Origin of the sequence: Streptomyces sp. NBC_01485, from assembly GCF_036227125.1 — a bacterium.
Lineage (GTDB): Bacteria > Actinomycetota > Actinomycetes > Streptomycetales > Streptomycetaceae > Streptomyces.
This window is the reverse complement of record NZ_CP109435.1, coordinates 849,341-873,268: the sequence shown is the minus strand read 5'-3', so window position 1 is coordinate 873,268 and position 23,928 is coordinate 849,341. Positions and strand designations below refer to the sequence as shown.

The window sequence follows — 23,928 nt, the reverse complement described above, 5'->3', positions numbered from 1 at the left end:
CATAGCGAGGAGAGGCTCATGTGTCTGGCGGTACCCGGCAGAGTGCTGGACATCGAGGAACGGGACGGTACCCGGATGGCCACCGTCGACTTCGGCGGCGTGGTCAAGGAGGTGTGCCTGGAGTACCTGCCCGACCTCCAGGTCGGCGAGTACGCCATCGTCCACGTCGGGTTCGCCCTGCAACGGCTGGACGAGGAGTCGGCGCGGCAGACCCTCGAACTCTTCGCCGAACTCGGCATGTTGCAGGAGGAGTTCGGCGACCCCTGGGAGACGGCTGCGGCGGAGGCGGGCGCGGACCCGGTGGAAGAGGTGCGCAAGTATTGAATCCTCCCCCAACTGGAGCAGGGGGATTCCTGGCTCACGCTGCCTGCGGGTCAGCGACCCAGCAGGTCTTCCACGATCAACACCAGCCGGGTTGAAACCAGCCCGGTTTGATACGGCAAAGCTTGGAGGTGCATGTGCTGTCTTGGCTCTCGATCAGCACGGCGTACGCGCTTGGTTCTCGCAACGCACGGCGTGCAGTTTACCCGATCAGGTGGACGGTGTTTCGCCCTAGGGGCGAAACACCGCTTACGGCCCTGCTCCGCAGGAGTCCGATTCCTCCCCGGCCTGAAGGCCGAGGCATCCTCGGAGGAACCCGGTGAAGTACATCGACGAGTTCCAGGACCCGGAGCTGGCGCGTCGGCTCCTCGACGACATCCACGCCACGGTGACCCGGCCGTGGGCCCTGATGGAGGTGTGCGGAGGGCAGACGCACAGCATCATCCGGCACGGCATCGACCAACTCCTGCCGGAGGAGGTCGAGTTGATCCACGGGCCGGGCTGCCCGGTGTGCGTGACCCCGCTGGAGGTCATCGACAAGGCCCTGGAGATCGCGTCCCGGCCGGGGGTGATCTTCTGCTCCTTCGGCGACATGCTGCGCGTGCCGGGCACCGGACGGGACCTGTTCCAGGTCCGCGGCGAAGGCGGCGACGTACGCGTCGTCTACTCGCCGCTCGACGCACTGCGGATCGCGCAGCAGAACCCGGACCGCGAGGTCGTGTTCTTCGGCATCGGCTTCGAGACGACGGCGCCCCCCAACGCCATGACGGTCCATCAGGCCCGCAAGCTGGGCGTCCCGAACTTCAGCATGCTGGTGTCCCATGTCCGCGTACCGCCGGCCATCGAGGCGATCATGTCGTCGCCGAGCTGCCGGGTGCAGGGCTTCCTCGCGGCCGGGCACGTATGCAGTGTGATGGGCGTGGGGGAGTACCCGGAACTGGCGGAGCGCTTCCGCGTCCCGATCGTCGTGACGGGCTTCGAGCCGCTGGACATCCTCGAAGGCGTGCGCCGCGCCGTCCATCAGCTCGAACGCGGTGAGCACACCGTCGACAACGCCTACGCCCGGGCCGTCCGCCCGGAGGGCAACGCGTCCGCCCGGGCCATGCTGGAGGACGTCTTCGAGGTCACCGACCGCGCCTGGCGCGGCATCGGGGTCATCCCCGACAGCGGCTGGCGGCTGTCGGCGAAGTACCGCGACCACGACGCCGAGTACCGCTTCTCGGTCGGCGACATCCAGACGGCCGAACCCGCCGAGTGCCGCAGCGGCGAGGTTCTGCAGGGGCTGCTCAAGCCGCACGAGTGCGAGGCCTTCGGCACCCTGTGCACCCCGCGCACCCCCCTGGGGGCCACCATGGTCTCCAGCGAGGGCGCCTGCGCGGCGTACTACCTCTACCGGCGTCTGGACATGCCCACCACCACGACGGTCCGGGAGGCGAGCCCCGTTGTCTGACATCACCGATCTCCCCGTCCCCGCCGCTCTGGACATCGAGGCGTGGACGTGTCCGGCACCCGTGCGCGACCGTCCCCGCGTCGTCATGGGTCACGGTGGCGGTGGCGTCCTCTCCGGCGAACTGGTCCAGCAGATCTTCGCGCCCGCCTTCGGGGGCGAGGTGCTCGCCCAGATGGGCGATGCCGCGGTCGTCTCCCTGGGCGGTGCCCGGCTGGCGTTCTCCACCGACTCCTACGTGGTGCGGCCGCTGTTCTTCCCCGGCGGCAGCATCAGTGATCTGGCGGTCAACGGCACCGTCAACGACCTCGCCATGAGCGGCGCCCGCGCCGCCTACCTCTCCTGCGGATTCATCCTGGAGGAGGGCGTCGAGCTGGACGTGGTCACGCGGGTGTCCCAGGCGCTGGGCGCCGCCGCGCGCACCGCCGGTGTGGAGGTGGCGACCGGCGACACCAAGGTGGTGGAGGCCGGCCACGGCGACGGGATCTACATCAACACCGCGGGCATCGGCCTCGTCCCGGCGGGCGTCGACCTGCGCCCGCAGCGGGTCGTCCCCGGCGACGTCGTGATCGTCAGCGGCGCCATCGGTCTCCACGGGGTGGCGGTCATGAGCGTGCGCGAGGGCCTGGAATTCGGTGTGGAGATCGAGAGCGACTGCGCGGCGCTCGGCGGCCTGGTCGACGCCATGCTCGCCGTCACCCCGGATCTGCACGTACTGCGCGATCCCACCCGAGGCGGCCTCGCGGCCTCGCTCAACGAGATCGCGCAGGCTTCCGGCACCGGGGTGGTCATCCGGGAACGCGACGTCCCGGTCCCACCGGCCGTGGCCAACGCCTGCGCCATCCTCGGGCTGGATCCCATGTACATCGCCAACGAGGGCAAGCTCGTCGCCTTCGTCCCGCGCGAGCAGGCCGACGCCGTCCTCGAAGCGATGCGAGCTCACCCTCTGGGCGCGGACTCCGTGATCATCGGCGAGACCGTCGAGACCCACCCCGGCATGGTCGTGGCCCGGACCGGCCTGGGCGGAACGCGAGTGGTGGACCTACCGATCGGGGAGCAACTGCCGCGGATCTGCTGAAGGGGCCTCACGCGTCGAGGAGCCCCGCCGTCCGGGCGCCGAATGGACCGCTAACGCGGTCGGCGCCCGGACGGCGGGTCCTCCTGCGAGTCCTGGGGGTCCTGCGGATCCACGCCGGTCGTGGCCGAAGCGTCCTTGGTGCCGCTGGGGCGCTGGGAGCGGCCCCTGCGTCCGGTGTCGCGCCTGCCCTTCTCGTCCGCTTCGCCGTACTTCTCGCCGCGCGCACCGCGGATCTCGACCGTGTCGCCCGAAACGGACTTCGTCTCCTCTGGGGACTTGGTCCGGCCCCGGCCCTTCTCGCCGGCCTGCTCAGCGGTACGGAAGGAGCGGTGGGCGCGGCCCTTTGACCGCGTCCCGCAGCAGACCGACCGGGCTCGACACCTCTGCCCTGGCCTACTCCCGGCGGGCCCGGGGCGCTGTCGATCTGTTGGAACGTCCCCGCCGTCAGCGGCGCGGGCGTTCCAGAGTGAGGAGCAGGCCCTCGACCGAACCGGGTCCGATACGGCCCTTGACGTCGGCGGCCGTGATCGCCTTGAGGGCCCAGCCGTCCTCGGCGTGCTTGTTCAGAACCTTCTCCAGCTTGTCGCTGTCCAGTGCGTCTCCGATCAGTGACTCGCGGAAGGTGACGACCTTGTACTCGAGTGCGTGCGGGTTGCTCATGTCTGGGACCATCCCATGGATGGCGTGGCTGACGGAACCGGAGCCAGCCGACTTGTCGTCGCAGGACACCGCGACCACGCCGACCGGACGCGCGCCCGGCTCCGGCACTGCTCCCGGCCCCCGCCGCCGCGCCGGCGAATTCTCCCTTTGTTGCACCCTGTGTAATCGAAAAATTAACCTTTCACGTGTATTGGAGTTCGTGCAGGGCGGCTCGGCCGATCCGGTGGTCCTGTGGCGTGAGCGCCGGGTGTCGCGGGTGAAAGGTAGTGCGAATCCAGGTGTCGTGCTAAGCTGGACGTAGTTGCAGTTGTGGTTCCCGAAACTTCAAGTGCCTTGGCGGCTGTATGTCGCCGGGCATTTTTGTATCTCCGGTGCTTATCCGGACGGGGTTCATTGTGGCAACGCAAGGGTTCACACGGTGTGAACCCCTGGGCACTGCCCCGAAGGAGATGTGACATGGCTACTGGCACCGTCAAGTGGTTCAACGCGGAAAAGGGCTTCGGCTTCATCGAGCAGGACGGCGGCGGCCCCGACGTCTTCGCGCACTACTCGAACATCGCCGCGCAGGGCTTCCGTGAGCTCCAGGAAGGCCAGAAGGTGAACTTCGACGTCACGCAGGGCCAGAAGGGTCCCCAGGCGGAGAACATCACGCCTGCCTGACGCTGAAGCGTATGAAGTAGCTGGGGTCCGCACTTGTGGCGGGCCCCAGTTTGCTGCTTTCTGCATTTGTTTTCGTATTTTATATCTGTATTTGGTATTTATATTCACATTCCGGTTTCTGTCGGAATTCTTTCAGTCTCACTTTCGGCTCGTTCTTGCAATTCATCCGGCTCGCTTCTGTCGGGAATTCCTCGGTGCGCGCCCCGTCGAGGAAGGTTCTCCATGAGCCGTTCAGCTCGCACGAATGACCGTGTCCGGTCACAGGGAGAGTTCGCGCAGCCGCTCACCGTCACGCCCGCCCTCCCCGCGGCCGCGACCTTCGGTGAGCTGGACATGCCCGCCGAGCTGCTGACGATGCTCGCCGGCCGTGGCCTGACCGAGCCGTTCCCGATCCAGGCCGCCACGCTGCCGAACTCCCTCGCAGGGCGCGACGTCCTGGGCCGTGGGCGCACCGGATCGGGCAAGACGCTTGCCTTCGGCCTGGCGCTCCTCGCCCGCACGGCAGGGCAGCGCGCCGAATCGCGCAAGCCGCTGGCCCTGATCCTCGTACCCACGCGCGAGCTGGCCCAGCAGGTCGACGACGCGCTCGCCCCTTATGCCCAGTCGCTGAAGCTGCGGCTGGCCACGGTGGTCGGCGGTATGTCGATCGGCCGGCAGGCCAGTGCACTGCGGGCCGGGGCCGAGGTGGTCGTCGCGACTCCGGGGCGGCTCGCGGATCTCATCGAGCGCAAGGACTGCCGTCTGGACCGGGTGAAGATCACCGTCCTGGACGAGGCCGACCAGATGGCCGACATGGGCTTCATGCCCCAGGTCACCGAACTGCTGGACCAGGTACGCCCCGACGGTCAGCGCATGCTGTTCTCGGCCACGCTGGACCGCAACATCGACCTCCTGGTCCGTACGTACCTGCATGACCCGGTGGTCCACTCGGTCGACCCGTCGGCGGGCACGGTCACCACGATGGAGCATCACGTGCTGGAGGTGCACGGCGCCGACAAGTACGCCACCGCCACCGAGATCGCCGCCCGCGACGGGCGCGTCCTCATGTTCCTGGACACCAAGCACGCCGTGGACCAGTTCACCCGGCACCTGCTGGGCAGCGGCGTGAAGGCGGCGGCGCTGCACGGCGGCAAGTCGCAGCCCCAGCGCACCCGCACCCTGGCCCAGTTCAAGGACGGCCATCTCACGGTCCTGGTGGCCACGAACGTCGCGGCCCGGGGCATCCACATCGACGCCCTCGACCTTGTCGTCAACGTCGATCCGCCCGCCGACCACAAGGACTACCTGCACCGCGGCGGCCGTACCGCCCGTGCCGGCGAGTCCGGGAGTGTCGTCACGCTGGTGCTGCCCAACCAGCGCAAGGACATGGCCCGTCTGCTGTCCGATGCGGGCATCCGGGCGCAGATCACGCGGGTCCGCTCCGGTGAGGCCGAGCTGAGCCGTATCACCGGCGCCCAGGCCCCCTCCGGTGTCCCCCTCAACGGAAGCGCGCCGGTCGCGGAGCGCCCCAAGCGCGGCGGTGCCCCCTTCCGCGGTATGGGCACCCGCCCGGGGCAGACCGGCCGCGCCGGTGGCGAGTCCCGCCGGGCTGCCGAACTCCGTCAGACGGCCGAGGCCCGCAAGGCCGCCCGCGTCCGTCGCGGCGCATAGCCTGCGCGACCCGGCGGTCGCCGACGCTCACGATCACGGGGCGTGCGGCGGCTCAGGTCGGTGCGCGCCTCATCCACCCGGCATCCTGGCGATTCGTGCGGTCGGCGCGATCGCTCGTACAGTCACAGCCGCAGGCACAGACATAACCGCAGGCACGGACATAGCCGCAGTCATAGCCACAGCCATTATCCGCTGTTCGGTATTCGCACAGCCCGGAGCCCACGGAGAACCATGGCCGAGTCCACCACCCCTCAGGCCAGTGCCGCCGCGTTGCTGCGCCGCCCCAAGCTGTGGCTGTTGCCCGCGATCCTCACGGGGCTGCTCGCCCTGCTGCTGTCCCTGCTCTACATGGGCGGGATCGTCAACCCCAACCGGGACCTGCACGACCTGCCCATCGCCCTCGTCAACAGTGACACCGGTAAGCCGCCGGCCGGTCAGAAGCAGAACCTGGGCACCCAGATCACCGCCGCGATCGCCGCCGACACCGCCGGCGGCAAGGCCGGGTGGCGTACGCTCACCCGCGCCCAGGCCCAGCAGCAGCTCGACTCGGGCAAGGTCTACGGCGCACTCGTCGTCCCGGCCGACTTCACCGACTCCGTCAGCGCTCTCACCACGACGGGCGCCACGAAGCGGCCCGTGCTCACCGTGCTCACCAACCCCGGCAAGGGCAGCCTGGGTTCCTCGCTCGCCGCCCAGATCACGAGCAAGGCGGCACACCAGGCGTCGCGGACCGTCGGCGAACAGCTCACGGCGGCCGTCGGCAACCAGGCGAACTCCACCACGCAGTTGCTGCTCGCCGACCCGGTGAACGTCGTCACCCAGGTCGGCCACCCCATCGGCACCAACAGCGGGCTCAGCCTGACCGCCTTCTACTACACCCTGCTGCTCGTACTGGCCGGCTTCATGGGCGGCAACGTGATCAGCAACGGCGTCGACACCGCCCTCGGTTACGCCGACAACGAGATCGGCCCCTGGCACACCCGCCGCCCCACCGTGCCGATCAACCGCACCCAGACGCTGCTGCTGAAGATGGGCATGACCGCGGGCATCACGCTCCTCAGCGCCTCGCTGGTGATGCTCTCCTGCGTGACCTTCCTGGGCATGGACGCGTCCCACCTGCCGTTGCTGTGGGTCTTCTCCTACTGTGCGACCCTCGCCGTCGGCCTGGGCGTGCAGGCCATCAACGCCGCCTTCGGCGGAATCGGCCAACTGGTCTCCATGTTCGTGTTCATCGTCCTGGGCCTGCCGTCCTCGGGCGCCACGGTCCCGCTTCAGGCGGTCCCCGACTTCTACCGTTTCCTGTCCCACTTCGAGCCCATGCGCCAGCTCAGCGACGGCGTGCGCGCCATCCTCTTCTTCGACGCCCGCGGCGACGCCGGACTCACCCGCTCCTGGATCATGATCGCGGTCGGCACGGTCCTCGCCCTGCTCTTCGGTTTCGCGATGGCGAGGTACTACGACCGCAAGGGACACAAGCGTCTGACGCCGCAACCCGCGTGACTCCGAGGCCGACGGGGCGACAGGCCGACGTTCTCCGGGGGATGTCGCGCCGGCGAGCGTGCTGAGGGACTGGCGGACGGCGGCGTCGCTGGGCGGGGCCGCCCCCCTGCGCGGCGCCGTGGGGGGAGTGCGTTTGCGAACGCCGTGGGATCGGTGCGGCGGGGGCGCCGCTCGTCACGCCTCACCGGGGTACGGCGCGGGACGACGAGGCGGGATGGCCCGAGGCGCGCCCCCGTCGTTCACCGGGGGCCGCGTCTTGGGATATGGTCCCCCCGGTTTCCGGCTACCGAATGAAGACGAGCCGGTACGGGGAGTGTCGGAGGGGCGGCAGAGCGATGGAATCCCAGGCGGGCGACGGCGGATCCGTGGAGCTGGACGGCGCATGGTTGGAGACGCTGTCTCCCGAACCGCTGCTGACCAGGGACTACGAGACGCGCCCCTCACTCGTGTACGAGAGGCTGCGGCAGCGGCACGGCCCGGTCGCGCCGGTCGACCTGCTGGGCGTGCCCGCCTGGCTGGTCCTCGGCTACCGCGAGGCGCTCGACGTGCTCCAGGACGACGCCGGGTGGCCGAAGGGGCTGGAGAACTGGCGGGCCCGCTCGGAGGGCAGGGTGCCGGCCGACTGGCCGCTCGGGCCGTCCCTGGAGGTCAACCATGTGCTGATCCAGGGCGGGCCGGGGTACCGGCCGTTGCGGACGGCGTGGGACGCGGCGCTCAAGCCGTTCCAGGACCCGCGGCACGCCCAGGCAAAGCGGCTGAAGACGGCCGTCGCCGCCTACGCCGACGACCTGATCAGCCTGGTGGGGCAGGCCGGCGGTACGGGTCTGGCGGACCTGTCCGCCCAGTTCTCCCGTCCGCTGCCGCTGATGGTGGCCAGCCATCTGCTCGGTTTCCCCGGTTCCCAGGGCGACGACGCGCTGATGGACATGTGGCGGGTACTGGACGCCGGTCCGGACGCGGAGCCCGCGCTGGAGCGGCTGCTGGGGGCGCTGGCGGAACTCGCGGCGGTGAAGCTGGAGAAGCCGGGGGACGACTTTCCGTCGTACCTGCTGGCCGCCCACCCCGACCTCTCGCTCGACGAGTTGGCCCGTGAGCTGTTCATGCTGCTGGGCATGACGTCCGACCACGTCGGCATCCTCATATCCAACACGGTGGTCGAGGTCATCTCGGGGGAGGGCGGTGTGCGGGCCAGTCTGTCCGCCGGGATGGTCCGGGAGAGCATGAACCGGGTGGTGATGCGCAAGCCGCCGCTGGTGAACTTCGTGCCGCGCTTCGCGGCCAGGGACACCCCGCTCGGCGACTACACGATCCGGGCGGGCGACCCGGTGTGGGTCTCCTGCGCAGCGGCCCACGCGGACCCGCTCTTCGCCGGCAACGTGTGTCCGAGCACCGCGGTCAGCACCCGGGCCCACCTGTCGTGGGGCGCGGGCCAGCGCCAGTGCCCGGCCCGTGAGCTGGCGTCGACGGTCGCGGCGGTCGGCGTGGGCCGGCTCTTCGAGCGCTTCTCGAACCTGGAACTCGCCCTCCCCGTCGACCAACTCCCGTGGCGTTCCTCGCCGTTCATGCGCGGCCTGCGCTCGCTGCCCGTACGGTACGAGCTGGCCGCGATGCCGCAGCAGCCGTCGGCGAACGCCCCGGACGCGGAGTCTGCCGACACGGCTGAGTCGGCCGAGGCGGCGGAGTCGGTGCTGCCGGACCCGGCCGTCGGGCACCGGTCGTCGCTGTGGCGCTATCTGACGGGACTCATCGGCGTCGGCCGCTGACGTCGGGCCGTTGACCCTCGGGGCGCTTTTTTCCGGGCACTCCGAGGCACCGGTTTACATCGATACCGGACTGCAACTGGCCGACAATTGCGGCCAGTTGGACGCGGCCGGCGCCCTGGGCGCAGCCACCCGCGTTTGCGAAAGTCACGTTGTCGACGCCCTCCTTCAGCCCGTTCAGGCCCCCCGCCGACGCTCCTCCGGGACCGTATCCGTCGTGGGTCAGCCGTTCGGGGCAAGGAATGGGGTGTGGCTTCGAAGGGTGGCCCGGGCCTGTTCGTGGACCTGGAGCCCTGGCAGGCCCACGTCTTCGAGGTCGTCCAGGGCCTGGACGACCTCGGCTGACGTCAGCCCATGCTCTTCGACCCGTCCAGGGACTCGCGGATGATGTCGGCGTGGCCCGCGTGCTGGGCGGTCTCGGCGACGATGTGGAGCAGGACCCGGCGGGCCGACCACCGCACGCCGGGCTCGAACCACGGAGCCGACGGCAGCGGGTGCGCCGCGTCCAAGTCGGGCAGGGACGCGACCAGTTCGTCGGTACGGCCCGCCACGTCGTCGTACTCCTTCAGCACCCCCGCCAGCGTCTCGCCGGGCAGCATCCGGAACTCGTCGGCCCGCTTGGCGAAGTCCGCCTCGGTCATGCTGGTGAAGTCGGGCATCGCCGACGAGCCCGCCAGGATGAAGCCCACCCAACTCCGTTCGACCGAAGTGACGTGCTTGATCAGGCCACCGAGACACAACTCGCCCGCGGTGGTCCGCAGACCGGCCTGCTCGTCGGTGAGGTCGCGGGTGGTGAAGCGCAGGAAGTGGCGCTGCTTGGTGAGCGCCTCCAGCAGGTCGGCGCGCTCGCCGGTGACGGTCTGGCCGAGGGTGGTGGAGTCGGTGGTGGAGTCGCTCATGGTCTCTTCTTCCGTTTCTTCAGAGAAGGCTGTTCCGTCGCTCTTCTGCCGCTGTTCTTCCGCGGTCGAGTGCCACGTTAGGAGCGATAGAGGTCAGATCCTGACCTAAAGAAGCCCTGATCCAAAGAAGCCCTGACCTGAAGAAGCCTTGGTCTAGGAAGACAGTGAAACCGTCTCCCTGGTCGACCCCCACGCCGCCGCGCACAGCGCCTGTTCGACCTCGGCGGTGTAGACGGCGGCGGCCAGCCAGGCGCGGGCGAAGCGGTCCGTGTCGGCGGGGAGCAGTCGGCCGAAGGCGTCGCGGGAGCGGTCCGCGGCGGCGGCCCGGAGGTCGTCGAGGAGGTCGCCCGCGGTGGTGAGACCGACGCGACGCAGCCGCCTGCCGTCGCCCGCCCCGCTGCCCGGGAAGGCCAGCACCCGACGGCCCCCGGACACGGCCTGGTGCACGCGGCGGCGCAGGAGGTGCAGCGGGGCCTCGTCCACCACGGGGGCGCGAGCGGGGGTGGGCGCGGGGGCCGTCGTCGGCGCGGGCAGGTCCGCGTGTTGGAGGCGGTCCAGGCCCAGGTCCACCCGGGCGCCGGGTGGGGCGTCGGGCCCGGCGGGGTGTTCGGCGGCGAGCAGCAGTGCGCGCGGGAGCGGGCCCGGCGCGAGCCGGGCGACGATCCGCAGCCGGCTGCCCCGGGCAGCGGCCAGCAGCCGGAGGTTGTCGCGGTACGGGAGCGCCGGGTCCTCGTGGGCCATGGCCAGCCGGAGCGCGAGGCCGTCGCAGTCGGCCAGCAGACAGTCGCCCGTCGCCTCACGGACCGTGCCCGCCAGGGTGACGTCGAGGAAGAGCAGGCCGTGGCCGCCGCCCAGGGCGCGGGCGACCTGCTCGCCGACGGGCACCGCCCACAGCCGGTCCAGCGGCTCGGCGCTCCAGGCGGCGCCGGACGCGCGTACCGCCCGTACCCCCGCCCCCGCGCCGAGCCGGCCCGTCGGCGAGACGGTCGCACCCGAGACCGCGAGCCCCGCACGCGACAACTCACGGTGACTCAGGGCGGTGTCGCCGATCCGTACCGCGCGGTCGGCGGCGCCGGTCGCCCGGCCGGGGCCGCCCGGAGCCACGTCGGAGACCGTGTAGAGGCGGCCCTCGGCGTCGGCGGTCCAGGTGACCGCGCCCGCGTAGCCGGTCGCCGTCAGGACGGGTTCGGAGAAGAGGCCGTACAGGCGCAGCGAGCCGTCCGGGGTGTACGGCTGCCGTACGGTGCCGCGCAGTTCGGCCAGGTCCGGGCCGCTCGCGAACGGCAGCCGGTGCGCCACGCCGAGGACGGTGCGCAGGGCGTCCGCGAGTTCGGGTTGCCGGTAGGCGGGGTCGGCGGCGCGGGCCGCGCGTATTCCCGTGACCACGGAGACCGCCGAGGCGGCGGCCCGGGGGAGTCCCGCGAGTCGCGCGGTGTGCGCGGCGCGCAGAAGCTCCGCCTGGAGCACGGCGCCGGAGCCGTCCGTACCGGCTTCGAGGACGGCGGCCGTCGCGTCGAACACGGCCCGCGCGGCGGCGAGTTGGGCCGGTGCGGCGGTCTCCGGTTCCGCCTCCGAGCCTGCCTCCCGGTCCTGCTCCGCCTGGGCTTCCGGGGAGGGCGTGGGGGGCGTGGTTGTGGTGTCGGTCGGTTCGTCGTCGGCGACCGGCGCGGCCGAGGCCGCCGCCGCGCGGTGCAGGCAGTCGGGGGCGAGCAGGCAACCGCAGCGGATTGCGTCCGCGCTGGTCACCGTGGAGCCGGGCGCGTGGAGTTCGAGGTGGGTGTCGTCGTCGACGGCGATCCGCACGGTGTCGCCCTCGCGGACGACCGGACGTGCCGCCAGCTTGGCGATGCCCGCGTCCAGCCGCTTGCGCAGCCGGGGCGAGAGGGCCTCTACGAGTCCGGCGGTGACGGACGGGGCGACGGGAGGCAACAGGTCCGTGCTCATACGATCCGTGCTCATGTGATCCGGGCTCATGCGATCTTCTCCCCTACCCAGCGGGCGAGTTCGAGCGGACTGAGGGCGGCGACCGGCATCCCCGCGGCGACGAGCCGGCCCGCGACGCCCGTGGAGTAGCGCGGCCGGCCGGTGTCGTCGAGGCTCGCGCAGCCGAGGACGTGACAGCCCGCCCCGACCAGCGCGCGCACCTCGCCGAGCAGCCCGCCGAGGGGGTAGCCCTCCTCGAAGTCGCTGACGACCACGACGAGGGTCCGCGACGGCACGGTGACCAGCTCGCGCGCGTGCCGCAGCCCTGCCGCGATGTGCGTGCCGCCGCCGACGCGCACCTCCAGCAGCAGTGACAACGGGTCCTCCACCTGGTCGGTGAGGTCGATGACCTCCGTGGAGAACGCCAGGAAGTGCGTGGACAGCGTCGGCACCCCGGCCAGCACCGAGGCCGTCAGCGCGGCCCACACGGTGGAGGCCTCCATGGACCCCGACACGTCCGTGACGAGGATCAGCCGCCAGTCGGCGGCCCGCCGCGCCCGCGTACGGAACACCGGGCGCTCGGGGATGACCCGGACCGTGCCGTCGGGGCCGCGCCGCGCGGTCGCCAGGTTGGCACGCAGGGTGCGGGGCAGGTCGAGGCCGCCGCCCGGACGCCGGCTGGGGCGCGGCAGAGTCGTGCCGTGCAGGGCAGGGCGTAGCCGGGTGGCGAGCTGCCGGGTCAGTGCTTCCACCAGGCGCCGGACGAGCGGGCGCAGCGCGGCGAGCCGGGCCTCGGGCAGACCGCCCGCGTGTCGCAACACCGTGCGCAGCAGATCGACCGAGGGGCGCACACTGTCGGCGTCCAGCTCCGTGAGCACGTCCTTGCGGCCCGACGCGGCGGCCGCCGCCAGCACCTCCTCCCGGATGCCCGGCCCGAACAGCGCCGCCAGCTCCTGCGACCACTCCCGCACCCCGGGATACGGCGCCTCCCGGCCACCGCCGGCCCCCGGGCCCGTCAGGTCCCCCCGGCTGCCCTCGCCGCGTCCGCTGCCGTACAGCTCGTCCAGCGCGGTCGCCAACGAGCGGGCGGACGAAGGGAGTTGGTCACTTCGGCGGCCCAGGACGAGGCGCCAGCGGTCGGCGGGGACGAGACGGTGGTCCTCCTTCTCGGAGGCCACGACGGAGTCGGGGGCGGGGATGGGGGCGGGGATGGGGGTAGGTGCAGGCGTCTGTGTGCCGCCGCCGGGTGCGGGCAGCAGGCCCAGCGACCGGAGGGTGGCGCGGGCCGCGAGGTCGGCCTGTGTCCAGGCGGCGAGTGCGGCCGGGTCGATGCCGTCGGTGTCGGTGACGTGCCCGGTGTCGAGACGTTCCTCGACGGCCGCGAGGAGACGGTCGCGGGCCGCCGGGCTCAGCGTCTCGAAGCCGCCCCGCAGCGCGGGAAGCCGGTCGAGGAACTCCCGGTCGGGCAGCTCCGAGACGCGGTTGAGCAGGGGCTCCAGTGCGGGTGCCGCGGCTTCCAGGAGCGGGCCCGCGGCGGTCAGCAGCCCGCTCAGCCGGGCGGTCAGCGCCGACCGCGCGTCGGAGTCGACGGCCCCGTCGACCCAGGAGGCGACGCGGTCGCCGAAGGCCCGCGCGTCCTCCTGGCCGAGCAGCACCCGGACGGCTCCGGCGGCGCCGCGCATCAGCGGGGAGCCGTCGGCGGCCAGCCGGGCGAGGGCGTCGGTGAGCCGGATGCCGCCCAACAGGTCGGCGCGGTGGGCGAGTTCGAGCAGGGCGTGGGCGTCGGCGGGGTCCTCGGACCCGGTCAGGCCGTCGACCTGCCGCACCGCCGCCGCGGTGAGCGGCTCGGCGACGGAGGCCGCCCGTGCTGTACGGTCCTCGTCGGCGTCGAGCCCTGGCACGTGACCGGCCCGCAGGCGGTCCGACAGGGCCAGTGCGGCGAGGAGTTCGGGCAGCGTGCCGGCCTGGGGCAGCACCTCGGCGACGTCGTCGAGCCGTTCGTCCGCGAGCAGCGGCAGCCCGCACTCCGCTGCTTCCGCGAGGCCTTGGAGTACCTGGGCGGCCGTCGAGCCGCCCTCGTCCTGTTCCGTGCGCCGCCGTTCGCGCAGCAGGCCCTCGGCGGCCTGGGCCGCGGTGACTCCGCGCACGCCGGCCGCGGTCAGCATGGCCGCCGTCGCCGGCGTCCAGCGCACCTCCCAACGGGAGGTGAGGGCCTCGGCGCCGCCCGCGCCGACGACCTCCTTCGCCTCCCCGTACGGCACACCGCACACCGTCAGCCGCCGCAACAGCAGCTCGCGACGCCGGTCGAGATCCGACCGCAACGGGTCGAGCCGCAGGTCCCGGGCCGGATCGGAGGCGCTCTCGGGACCCGGCAGGCCCAGCGAGGTGACCTCGGCCTCGACCGCCGGGGCGAGACCACTGCGCGGCGCGCCCGGCGCGGGTCGGCCGGTGCGCGTGCCGACGAGTACCCGCTCCATCGCCCGCGCCACGGCCCGCCCCCGCCCGTACGGCTCCCCCTGCGCGAGGACCGTCTGCACCGCCTCGACCAGCTCGCCCCGGCCCGCCGCGGGCAGCCCGCGCAGCCTGGCGAGGTCAGCGGCGAGCCGGCTGATCTCCCGCGCGTCGGCCGGCCCGGACGGATGCCCGAGCCCGCGCAACTCCGCACATACCCGCACGGCCGCCCGCGTCAGCGCCTCCTCCAGCGCCGTGGGATCCCCCGCCGCCCGCACCACCATGTCCTGCCACTCCGGATCCCGGATCCCTGCCGGATACCCGGACCGCTCGTCCAGCAGGGCATAGGTATAGGGAATCAACGAGGTGCTCCACGACACCCGCCCCGGCTCGGCGGCTTCGCCCCGGCGGGCGGTTAGGGAGGCGCTGGTCCGGTCGTCGCCGGCGTCTCGTCCGGTGAAGGACGCCGCCGTCAGCGCCGGTGCGTGGAAGGCGCCGATCAGTACCGCGGCGCGTTCGCCGTTGAGGGTGGACTCGGTGATGCGGGAGCGCATCCATTGCTCGCGCCGTAGGTCCAGCTCGGGTACGCCGCCCGAGGCTGCCGCGTCTTCGCGTAGGGCCCACCCCGTCAGGAGGGCCGCCCGGCGTAGGGCCTCGGGTGGGGAGCCCGGGGCGGTGGCCTCGACCAGGCGGTCCCACAGGTCGTCGCCGGGGCGGCCCGTGAGGCGGGCGCGGAGCGCGTCGGTGAGCCTGTGAGGAGCGCCGTGTGGCGTGCCGTCGCGGCCCTCGCCCCATGCCCGGTCTGCCAGGGGCAGGTCGCAGGCGATCACCGGGACGCCGTGCCCGGCGGCCCAGCGTACGGCGGCCAGCTCGGGCGAGAAGTCGGCGAACGGATAGAACGCCGGGCCCCCGCCGCCCCGCCCGTCACCGGGCGCCGCGGCGAGCGCGACCGGGGCCCGGGTCTCCTCGTGCCCGAGCCAGGGCAGCCACTCCTGCATCTCGGCCGGCAGCTCGACGAGCAGCACGTCCGGCTTCGCCTCGTCCAGCAGCGCGGGCACGGCGGCGGCAAGCGACGGCGCGTGGTGCCGTACGCCGATGAGGTAGGGCCCGGCCGGGTCGGTGAGGGCGGCGAGGGCCTCGTCCGGAGAGCCCGGAGAGCCCGGAGAGTCCGGAGAGGACGGAGAGTCCGGAGAGGACGGAGAGTCCGGAGAGGACGGGGAGTCCGGGAAGCCTGGTGTGCCCGGCGCGGTGGGGTGGAGGGGCACGGCCGTCAGCCCTCCAGGACCGTGCGCAGGTCCCACAGGGTGCGCCACGTCGCCGAACCCTGCTCGGCGCGGCGCCGGACGGGACCGTCCCAGTAGCCGCGCAGCCGGGCCGCGTCGGCCGGGTCGTCCTTGCGGACCACACCGAGCAGGTGGCCCGGCAGCAGCCCGAGCACGTCACGGTCGCCGGGGAAGTACGCCGCCGCGAGCGCCAGCGCGCCCGCGACGGACACGGCCTCCGCGGTGGACATCACCGTGGACGGCCGCTCCACCTCCCAGCCCTCCGCCGACCGGCCCTCCCGCAGATCGCGGAACGCGGTGACCAGGGCCTCCAGCACGGCGTCGTCGACCTGGAAGGGCGCCCCGGCCCGCTCCACCGAGGCCCGCGCCTGACTGCGCACCAGCGCGGTCTCCGCGTCGAGGTCCGGAATCGGGCCGACCGTCTCGAAGTTGAAGCGGCGCTTGAGGGCCGCGGACATCTCCGAGACGCCCTTGTCGCGCAGGTTGGCCGTGGCGATCAGGTTGAAGCCGGGCGCGGCGTGCGCCAACGCGTCGTCCGTGCCCGCCAGTTCGGGTACGGCGATGCGCCGCTCCGACAGCAGCGAGACCAGCGCGTCCTGCACCTCGGGCAGGCACCGCGTGACCTCCTCGACCCGGGCGATGGCGCCCCGGGACATGGCGGTCAGCACCGGTGACGACACCAGCGCCTGCCGGCTCGGCCCCTGCGCCAGCAACAGGGCGTAGTTCCAGCCGTACTTGAGCTGGTCCTCCGTCGTACCCGCCGTGCCCTGCACGACCAGGCCGCTGGTGCCGCACACGGCGGTGGACAGCAGCTCGGACAGCATCGACTTGGCGGTGCCGGGCTCGCCGACGAGCAGCAGCCCGCGCTCCCCGGCCAGCGTGACCACACACCGCTCCACCAGCGCCCGGTCGCCGACGAACTTGCCCTCCACCACCAGTCGGCGCGGCACCCCGTCGGGCACCTCGACGCCCTCACCCTCGCCCTTGCCCTTGCCTTCGGGCAGTTTCAGGGCGCGGCCGTCGCTGCCCATGACGAACGTGACGACGGCACGCGGGGTGAGCCGCCAGGCGGGCGGGCGCGGCCCGTCGTCGTACGCGGCGAGGAAGGCCAGCTCGGTGGCGTACCGGTCCTCGGGCGGGACGATCTGGCGGACGGGGTCGGGGGACGGAACGGTGCTGGACCCGACAGTGGTGGACCGGACGGTGGTGGTCATCGGCGCGCGTTCTTCCAGGTGGGGCGGGAGGGTGGTCATCGGCGGCGGCCCTTGCGGGTGGCGCGGGTGGTGAGCTCCTCGTAGGCCGGGGCGTCACCGGCGCGGACGCGGTCCCACGCGCGCGTGAACAGTTCGGGCACCGGGACCACCGGCACCGTGCGCCCATAGGCGCGCACCGGGTAGAGGCCCTCCTTCCAGATCTCCACCGGCAGTGCGGGGGACTTGAGGTCCAGCCAGCCGCACGGCAGGAAGAAGGTGCGCCCCGCGCGCGGCCGCTTGGCCTCCACGACCAGGCCGGTCGCCGCGAGTTCGGCGCGGGCCTTCTTCGTGCGGGCGGGCTTCCAGCCGGTCCAGCGGGCGCAGTTGCGGTCCGTGGGGTCCGGGAGGGCCAGCAACTGGAGGTAGAGCGCCGCCGCGTCCTCGCCGAGCCCGTGCCGCGCGGCGACCTCGGCGACCAGCTCGGGCACGCTGAACGTCGGGTCCTGGGCGTACCCGGCAGGCCCCTCGGGGTCGGTCCCGGCCCCGAGCGCGCGGGCGAGTTCCTCGTCGAGGATCGTCCGCAGGGCCCACATGCCCTGACCGCGTGCGAGCCCGACGAGCCCCTCGACGAGCCCGAACACCGGGTCGTCGGGGGCGCCGAGCGCCCCCGGCCGGACCAGGACGGTTTCCTGGTCGCCGTACCACGGGCGCAGCACCAGAGCCTCGCCCACGTGCGTCAGACCGTCCGCGTCGGCGCCTCCGGTGGCAGGCAGCCCGTAGGCCTTGCGCAGCCCGACGGCGGTCGAGGTGCCCTTGTCCGTCCACTCGACGTCCAGGTCGAGCAGCAGCCCCGGATCGGCGACGCGGCGGCGCAGCGCGGCCAGGCTCCCCGGCAGGACGGCCCGCAGCGGATGCCCGTACGGCAGGGAGTAGGCGAGCCCGGCCAGGGCGGCCACGGCACCCGTCAGGTGGCGGCGGGCGGGCAGCGCCGCCGGGTCCGCCGCGACCAGGTTGTCGTCCTTGTCCGGCCGCTGGACCGTGGTGCGGCTGATCCACGGGGTGCGCGCGGGGTTGAGGATCTCCTCGACTGAGCCGGTCGAAAGGCCGTCGAGGGTGAGCTCCCCGGCGAGCTCCTCGGGCAGCCGGACGACCGCGCCGAGCCGCTCGGCCCACACCCGGCCCGCCGCCTCCGTGTCCGGCCCCGCCGTCCACAGGTCGCCGGGCTGGTGCGGCAGCAGCGCGCCGACGAGCGCCGCCCGGTCGCCGCTCCCGACCGTGCCCAACAGGGCGTCGCCGAGCTGCTTCTGACGAGGCTTCAGGCCGGTCGCGGCGATCACCTCGGCGGTGAGCTGCTTCGGCCCGGCGGCGAGCAGCAGCGCCGCCTGCACCGGCCCCAGCCCGTCGCGCGACGCCGTAGCGAGGGCGGCGGGCGCCTCCGGCAGCCAGGGCGCCGGGCCCTTGTCCCGGACGAGCGCGGTGACGGCGGTCAGCGCGTCGGCGGGGAACACCGCCGGGTGCGCGCTCTCCCGCTCCAGGGTGAAGTGGGCGATCGCCCCGAACACGCCGGCCGGGTCGTGGTCCAGGGCGAGCCAGTGCACCCGCCCGGCCTGCCGGTCGACGTTCTGGCAGCCGAGGACGACGACGATGCGGCCGTCGCCGCGGCGCAGCACCTGACCGACCCGCTCCTGCTTCTCGTGCGGCTCGCTCAGCACGACCTCGCGCAGCGCACCCGCACCCGCATCCGCGCCCCCGGGTGCGGCCAGCGGCCCGTCCGTGATCGCCTCGCACAGCAGGAGCAGCGCTTCGCGGTGCGCCTCGGTCACCGTCGGGGAGGCGGCGCGGTACGCGAGCGGGCGCAGCGCGTCCAGCACGGCCGGCCACACCAGACCGATGCCGGGCACGGTGAACTCGTCGCTGCGCCACCCGCCGGCCGCGCCGGTGGACCGGGAGGCGTCGGGCAGGGCCTTGCCGTCGGCCGGCTTCCCGGACAGCACGTGGTTCACGGCGCGGATCTGCCTCAGCGCGTTCCAGCGCGTCTCGCTGCCCCACCAGCCGTGCAGCTCGACGAGGCCGGTGGTGGCCTCGCGCAGCGTCTCGTCGTCGCCGTACTCGGGGCTGAAGTCGGCGAACATGCCGTCGACGCGGCGGCTCTCCGCCTTCGTCCGCTCGACCGGCGGCGCCACGAACGAGGCGGTGGACTCCGCGAGCCGCAGCACCGCGTGCACCAGGGCGGCGACGCCGGACCGCAGCCGCGGGTCGCCGAGTGCGGGCAGACAGCGGGACACGACGTCCTGGAGCACCTCGTCCGCGGTCGGCACGGCGGGCTGGTCCGGGGCGGTGGCTCCACCGGTGCCTCCGGCTGCCGTCGCCGCAGGGGAGATGGACCGCTTCGCACCCGTGGAGCGCTTCGGGCGGGTGGTCTCCTGGACGGCACCGGCCGCAGCCAGCTTCGCCTGCCGTTCCGCCAGCGCCTGCGCCGCGGCCCGCAGCACCTCGGCCGCCTGCTCGTCGGTCAGCGCGCGCAGCACGGCCGACGCACGCTCGTCGCGCGGGCGAAGAGCGTGCCAGAAGTCCACCGGCGGGACGAACCGGGTGCCGGCGGCGAACTCGCCGCCGCGCTCCATCGGCGTCACCCGGCCCAGCTCCCCGGCGGCGGACGGGTCGCCGCCCGCGTACAGGGCGATCTGCCGGTGCAGGCCGACGGCGACGGGCTCGGCCCCGCCGGGCAGCCGCAGCGCGCCGAGCAGGACGCCCGGCGACCGGCCGTCGGCCCAGGGGAGGGCGACGGTCCGGCCGTCCGGCGTTCCGGCGACCGTACGGGTCTCGGCGCCCTCGCCCTCCGTGCGCACCCAGCGGCCCAGGACCGTGCCGTCCGTGCCGAACGGGCTCTGTTCCAGGCCCGGTTGGAGCGGCAGCACCTCGCACTGCTGCTGGAGCAGGGTGGTGTCCTCGCGGATGCCGGAGCGCAGGAACGCGGGCAGTGAGGCCCGCCCGTGCGTGCCGGTGGCCGGGTCGTACTCCAGCCACACCTGCTGCACGCCCTGCCTGCCCTGACGCCAGTAGGACGTGCCGTCGCCGATGACGCGACGGCTCGGCGGCACGACGGTGTCACCGGCGTGCAGCGTGCGGCCCCCGGTGGCGCGACCGCCTCCGGGCAGCGGGATCGACGGCTCGCCCGCGTCGTTGCCGCCGTACCAGTGGGGGATCTGCTCGCCGCCCAGGGGGAACACGTCGGCCGGGCGGGCGGACCAGTAGCCGAACTGCTTGCCCTCCTGCCGCCACATGACGAGCAGTTCGCCGTCCGTGTAGCGGTAGCGCGGGCGCTGCCAGCGGTCCAGCGTGACGGGCAGCCGCAGGTCGTGCTCCAGCAGGATCTCGTCGGGTCCGACGACGAACACCTTGTGCGCGCGGGCGAGGATCAGCGCCGGCCAGGCCTCGCTGACGGCCAGCGTGTCGTCCCGGTCGCTGTCGCGTTTCGTCTCGGCGTCGAGCCGGCGCAGCGCCTCGTCGAGCGCGGGCCAGCCCAGCTCGTCCAGGATTCCGGCGCGCAGCGTGTGCCCGAGCAGGGGCGCGATCGCGTGCGCGGCGACCTTCGCGACGGCCGCCGGGCTCACCCGGGCGGCCACCGTGCGGAACGGACGCAGCCGCTCCAGCGCGGCCCGCGCGGCGGGCAGGCCGACCGCCGAGGTCAGTTCCCCGGCCGCGTCGTCCAGCCACTCCCGCAGCACGTCACCGAGGACGGGGTGGGCGGCCAGGCCCTCCAGCACCTCGGCCTCCGGACGGAAGCCGCTGACGCTGCCGATGCCGGCGTACAACAGGCGGCGCAGGCACGGGTCCGCCGCGGTCGCCGTCAGATCGCGGCGGCCGGGCCGGGGTTCGCGCAGCCAGCGGTCGAGGGAGAGGTACACGACCTGGTCGGGGCCGGGCAGCTCCAGCGGCACGTCCTGCGCCACGCACAGGTCGAGCAGGTCGAGGTCGGCGCCGGTGTGCCAGCGGCCCGTGCACAGGTCGACGCGGCGGCCCCGCTCGCGCAGCCGGGGCGCCATCCGCTCGACGAGGGCGAGGGTGGCCGGGGAACGGTCGCTGACGTTGCCGCCGTGCTTGCGGTGCAGGGCCCACCGGCCGAGCCAGTCCGCCGGGTCCACCTCGGCCCCCGGCTCACCCGTCGCCCCACCTGTCGACCCACCCGCCGCCTCGCCGGTGAGGAGGAGATCCGCCCCGCACTCCGTGAGCAGCGCGAGCCAGAACTCGTCGTCCTCGACGGAACGCTCCAGACCGGCCGGCATGATCTCCAGCAGCCGCCCCCGCACCTCCGGACGCTGCTCCGCCAGGACGGCGAGCGTCGGCCGGTAGAAGTTCCAGAAGGACGCGGGCGCCCGGACCGCGGCGGGCGAGGCGAGCAGATCGGCGACCAGGGCGCACTCCTCGGTGCCCCGGTCCAGCCCCGCCGCCCTGATCAGCCCGCGCGCGTCCTGCGGCAGCGACGCGTACGGCGGCATCCCGGCCGCGCAGCGCTCCACGGTCAGCTGCCGGAAATGCGCCCAGGCCGCGGCCGGGTCCAGGCGTGTCGCGAGATCCTTGACGTGCTCCTTGAGCGCCTTGACCGTCAGCGCCCCGGCGAAGGCGAACTCCAGGAACACGGCCCGCTGCCGCTCCTCGTCCACCGCCAGCGCGTGCACCCGCTCGGCCTCGCGGGCCTTGCCGAAGAACGCGGAGGCGTACGTCGTGTTCTCGTGCTCGAGGAAGACGCGGGCGGCCTGCTCGTAGAAGGTCGGCAGGAAGTGCGGGACGGCCCGGCCGAGCCGGGTGCCGAGCTCCTCGAAGCCGTCCTTGGCGGCGCCGGGGCGGGACTTGGCCTGCCGCGCGAGCCGTTCGACGTCCTTGACCAGCGCCAGCGCGTGATGGCCGTTGGCCGGGTCGTGGACCAGCGCCCAGGCGGGGAAGCCGAGCGTCTCCCGGCGCACCTGACCCACCTCGGGGACCTGCGCGTCCCGGGCCAGTCCGAGGAAGTCCAGCGCGAGATCCTCCGCCTCGCCCAGGGTGCCCGGCACCAGCCGCACGATCCGCCGGTCGTCCAGCGCGGGATGGGTGTACGTGCGGACGGTGAGCGTGTCGGCGTCCTCGCGGTTCGTGCTGCCCGGGGGCAGGACGGCGCCCGCGTCGAGGAGGGCGGCCGCGGTGGTCTCGTCGTAGGTCGTCATGCCGCCCGCTCCTCGTCCTCGATGTCGCGCCCGGCATACAGCGCGGCCGCCATGCGCATGCCCTCCGACCAGGCCACCGGCCCGACCTGGCCGAGCTTCAGCGCCCGGCCGGCGGGGTCGGTGAACACCAGGGGGCCGGTCTCCACCTGCTCGTAGCCCTCGTAGTCGCCGACCCACACCCGGGCCTCGACCGTGCGGCCGTCCTCCAGGACGGAGGCGACGGCGTGGCCGCCGCGGACGCGGTAGCCGAGCTGCGTGACGCGGCCGTGCAGGAACCGCTGCTCCTTGAACGCTCCGCCGGCGTACTCCTCCACGGCGGTGCCCTCCGCGTCGAGGGAGACGGGCCGCTGCCACACCTCGCGGAAGAGCTGCTGGGCGCGCTGCGCGACGCCGAGTTCGACGGCGAACTCCCGCAGCTCCTCCAGGTCTTCGAGGAGGACCGGGTGCGGGAGGCGGACGAGTTCGGGGGCGATGCGGACGGTGTCGCCGTCGAGGTCGACCAGGCCGAGGCCGCGCTCGGGGTCGGCGTCCCGCAGGAACCCGGCCACCTCGCCGTCGGCCCCGGTGACGACGAGGTCACGGAGGGCGGCCTGCCAGGCGGGGTCGGGCCACACCCGCGCGACGACGGTGAGCGGCACCGGCAGCGAGCGCACCATCCAGCGCTCCACGTCGGCCAGGCACCGGCGCTCGTGCCGCTCCAGCCACTCGGTGAGCTGACGCAGGCCCACGACCGCCGGATCGTCGGCGATCTTGGGCGGTACGGACTTCAACCGCCGCCCGGCCGCGTTGCGGCACACCACCTTGCCGTCATCCAGAGCGACTTCGTAGTCGCCGGCCGACACCCACCCCATGACTGCCTCCCGCACCCGCAATGATCAAGTGACGGGAACTGTAGAACAGGCCACTGACAACGGGGTCCGGGAGACGGCGGGCGGCCTCCTCGACCTGCGCCTTCACGCCCTGTCAGGGGTGAAGGCGGATGTCGAGGAGGCGACGTCTCGGTCGGGTCAGCCCTCGACCCAGCCGTGGTTCTTCGCGAACTGCGACAGCCCGGCCCGCACCTGGACGATCTGCTCGCCGGTGAGAGAGGGCGCCGCCGTCAGCAGCGCCTCGGTGACGTCCCGGACGAACTCCTCCGTGCTGAGCACATCGCACAGGACGTCGTCGTCGGCGGCGAGAGGCTTGCCGTCCTCCCCGCGCGCGAGCCGCACCCCGGACGCCTTCGGGCCGCGCTCGCCGTCCTCGATCTCGAACTCCACCACGATGCCCCTGCGTACCTGCGACTCGGGCATCAGCATGTCGTTGACGTGCAGGAAGACATCCTCCCCGCCGTCATCGGGCGCGATGAACCCGTAACCGCGCTGACTGTCGAAGCGCACCACACGACCAGCAACCATCCCAACCCCCAGCAACCTCGAAACACCCACGTCGGTGAACCTGCCCAGATCGTAGTCAGAACGACGGCCTCAGGGCGACCCGCACCGGACACCGCCACCGAGCGTCAGGACTCGGTGCGCTCCGCGTCACGCTTCTTGATGCGGACCGTCTCCTTGCGGACCTCGGCCTGGACGGCGCGCTCCTTCTCCAGCCACTCCGGCTTCGCGTCCTTGATCGCCTCGATCTGCTCGGTGGTGAGCGCCTCGCTCACCCCGCCGCGGGCCAGGCCCGCGATGGAGACGCCCAGCTTGGCCGCGACCACCGGACGCGGGTGCGGACCGGTCTCGCGCAGCGTCCGCAGCCATACGGGCGGGTTCGCCTGGAGCTCGCTCAGCTCGGCGCGCGAGACGGCGCCCTCCTGGAACTCGGCGGGCGTGGCGGGGAGGTACACACCCAGCTTCTTCGCCGCGGTGGCGGCCTTCATCGTCTGGGTGCTCGCTTGCGACTTCATACGGTCCAGGGTAT

At 73.1% G+C, this 23,928-nt stretch carries 16 protein-coding genes; 7 read left to right on the top strand and 9 right to left on the bottom strand.

Going from position 1 to position 23,928, the window contains the following annotated elements; translation table 11 throughout:
- Positions 1 to 18: 18 nt before the first annotated feature.
- The 3 genes from OG352_RS03570 (at position 19) to hypE (ending at position 2,846) form a co-directional block, all read left to right on the top strand.
- The gene (locus tag OG352_RS03570; protein ID WP_329214216.1) at positions 19 to 324 is read left to right on the top strand and encodes a HypC/HybG/HupF family hydrogenase formation chaperone; all 306 of its coding nucleotides are present in this window, start codon (positions 19 to 21) and stop codon (positions 322 to 324) included.
- A gap of 316 nt (positions 325 to 640) precedes the next feature.
- On the top strand, positions 641 to 1,771 hold the full coding sequence (gene hypD, locus OG352_RS03565; RefSeq protein ID WP_329214214.1) for a hydrogenase formation protein HypD: 1,131 nt from the start codon (positions 641 to 643) through the stop codon (positions 1,769 to 1,771).
- Complete coding sequence (gene hypE / locus OG352_RS03560; protein WP_329214212.1) at positions 1,764 to 2,846, top strand: hydrogenase expression/formation protein HypE; 1,083 nt, start codon at positions 1,764 to 1,766, stop codon at positions 2,844 to 2,846. The genes hypD and hypE overlap by 8 nt, the downstream gene beginning before the upstream one ends.
- 444 nt (positions 2,847 to 3,290) lie before the next feature.
- Here hypE and OG352_RS03555 read toward each other — a convergent pair whose 3' ends face one another.
- A complete protein-coding gene (locus OG352_RS03555; RefSeq protein WP_329214210.1) occupies positions 3,291 to 3,506 on the bottom strand; it encodes a DUF4177 domain-containing protein in 216 nt (71 codons plus the stop codon).
- A 456-nt stretch (positions 3,507 to 3,962) separates the two neighbouring features.
- On the opposite strand from OG352_RS03555, the gene OG352_RS03550 reads away from it, so the two are divergent.
- The 4 genes from OG352_RS03550 to OG352_RS03535 all read left to right on the top strand — a co-directional run bounded on the left by OG352_RS03550 (position 3,963) and on the right by OG352_RS03535 (position 9,079).
- Complete coding sequence (locus OG352_RS03550; protein ID WP_062705208.1) at positions 3,963 to 4,166, top strand: cold-shock protein; 204 nt, start codon at positions 3,963 to 3,965, stop codon at positions 4,164 to 4,166.
- A 222-nt stretch (positions 4,167 to 4,388) separates the two neighbouring features.
- Complete coding sequence (locus OG352_RS03545) at positions 4,389 to 5,816, top strand: DEAD/DEAH box helicase (RefSeq protein WP_329214207.1); 1,428 nt, start codon at positions 4,389 to 4,391, stop codon at positions 5,814 to 5,816.
- Between the two features lie 231 nt (positions 5,817 to 6,047).
- Entirely contained in the window at positions 6,048 to 7,316 is a 1,269-nt protein-coding gene (locus tag OG352_RS03540) for a DUF3533 domain-containing protein (protein WP_329214205.1), read from the top strand.
- Positions 7,317 to 7,651: 335 nt separating this feature from the next.
- Entirely contained in the window at positions 7,652 to 9,079 is a 1,428-nt protein-coding gene (locus tag OG352_RS03535) for a cytochrome (RefSeq protein WP_329214202.1), read from the top strand.
- Positions 9,080 to 9,423: 344 nt separating this feature from the next.
- On the opposite strand, the gene OG352_RS03530 is transcribed toward OG352_RS03535, so the two are convergent.
- The 8 genes from OG352_RS03530 to OG352_RS03495 all read right to left on the bottom strand — a co-directional run bounded on the left by OG352_RS03530 (position 9,424) and on the right by OG352_RS03495 (position 23,914).
- Entirely contained in the window at positions 9,424 to 9,975 is a 552-nt protein-coding gene (locus OG352_RS03530) for a DinB family protein (RefSeq protein WP_329214200.1), read from the bottom strand.
- A gap of 153 nt (positions 9,976 to 10,128) precedes the next feature.
- Positions 10,129 to 11,919, bottom strand: a complete 1,791-nt coding sequence (locus OG352_RS03525; protein ID WP_329223695.1) for a hypothetical protein — start codon at positions 11,917 to 11,919, stop codon at positions 10,129 to 10,131.
- Between the two features lie 26 nt (positions 11,920 to 11,945).
- Positions 11,946 to 15,614 (bottom strand): vWA domain-containing protein, encoded by a 3,669-nt coding sequence (locus OG352_RS03520; protein WP_443072145.1) that lies wholly within the window; start codon positions 15,612 to 15,614, stop codon positions 11,946 to 11,948.
- A gap of 5 nt (positions 15,615 to 15,619) precedes the next feature.
- Positions 15,620 to 16,846, bottom strand: a complete 1,227-nt coding sequence (locus OG352_RS03515) for an ATP-binding protein (RefSeq protein ID WP_329223691.1) — start codon at positions 16,844 to 16,846, stop codon at positions 15,620 to 15,622.
- 35 nt (positions 16,847 to 16,881) lie between these two features.
- Positions 16,882 to 22,026, bottom strand: a complete 5,145-nt coding sequence (locus tag OG352_RS03510) for a hypothetical protein (protein WP_329214198.1) — start codon at positions 22,024 to 22,026, stop codon at positions 16,882 to 16,884.
- Positions 22,023 to 22,877, bottom strand: a complete 855-nt coding sequence (locus OG352_RS03505; RefSeq protein ID WP_329214196.1) for a DUF4132 domain-containing protein — start codon at positions 22,875 to 22,877, stop codon at positions 22,023 to 22,025. Before OG352_RS03505 ends, OG352_RS03510 begins: the two co-directional genes overlap by 4 nt.
- Positions 22,878 to 23,033: 156 nt before the next feature.
- A complete protein-coding gene (locus tag OG352_RS03500; protein ID WP_329214194.1) occupies positions 23,034 to 23,423 on the bottom strand; it encodes a cold-shock protein in 390 nt (129 codons plus the stop codon).
- A gap of 104 nt (positions 23,424 to 23,527) precedes the next feature.
- On the bottom strand, positions 23,528 to 23,914 hold the full coding sequence (locus OG352_RS03495) for a DUF5997 family protein (protein WP_329214193.1): 387 nt from the start codon (positions 23,912 to 23,914) through the stop codon (positions 23,528 to 23,530).
- Positions 23,915 to 23,928: the final 14 nt, after the last annotated feature.

What these genes read in the sequence shown, in the direction of transcription:
- OG352_RS03505 (WP_329214196.1), bottom strand. Translation starts at nt 22,877, where the DNA reads ATGGGGTGGGTGTCGGCCGGCGACTACGAAGTCGCTCTGGATGACGGC.
- OG352_RS03510 (WP_329214198.1), bottom strand. Translation starts at nt 22,026, where the DNA reads ATGACGACCTACGACGAGACCACCGCGGCCGCCCTCCTCGACGCGGGC.
- OG352_RS03570 (WP_329214216.1), top strand. Translation starts at nt 19, where the DNA reads ATGTGTCTGGCGGTACCCGGCAGAGTGCTGGACATCGAGGAACGGGAC.
- OG352_RS03550 (WP_062705208.1), top strand. Translation starts at nt 3,963, where the DNA reads ATGGCTACTGGCACCGTCAAGTGGTTCAACGCGGAAAAGGGCTTCGGC.
- OG352_RS03540 (WP_329214205.1), top strand. Translation starts at nt 6,048, where the DNA reads ATGGCCGAGTCCACCACCCCTCAGGCCAGTGCCGCCGCGTTGCTGCGC.
- OG352_RS03545 (WP_329214207.1), top strand. Translation starts at nt 4,389, where the DNA reads ATGAGCCGTTCAGCTCGCACGAATGACCGTGTCCGGTCACAGGGAGAG.
- OG352_RS03525 (WP_329223695.1), bottom strand. Translation starts at nt 11,919, where the DNA reads ATGAGCACGGACCTGTTGCCTCCCGTCGCCCCGTCCGTCACCGCCGGA.
- OG352_RS03530 (WP_329214200.1), bottom strand. Translation starts at nt 9,975, where the DNA reads ATGAGCGACTCCACCACCGACTCCACCACCCTCGGCCAGACCGTCACC.
- OG352_RS03555 (WP_329214210.1), bottom strand. Translation starts at nt 3,506, where the DNA reads ATGAGCAACCCGCACGCACTCGAGTACAAGGTCGTCACCTTCCGCGAG.
- OG352_RS03500 (WP_329214194.1), bottom strand. Translation starts at nt 23,423, where the DNA reads ATGGTTGCTGGTCGTGTGGTGCGCTTCGACAGTCAGCGCGGTTACGGG.
- OG352_RS03515 (WP_329223691.1), bottom strand. Translation starts at nt 16,846, where the DNA reads ATGACCACCACCGTCCGGTCCACCACTGTCGGGTCCAGCACCGTTCCG.
- OG352_RS03535 (WP_329214202.1), top strand. Translation starts at nt 7,652, where the DNA reads ATGGAATCCCAGGCGGGCGACGGCGGATCCGTGGAGCTGGACGGCGCA.
- OG352_RS03495 (WP_329214193.1), bottom strand. Translation starts at nt 23,914, where the DNA reads ATGAAGTCGCAAGCGAGCACCCAGACGATGAAGGCCGCCACCGCGGCG.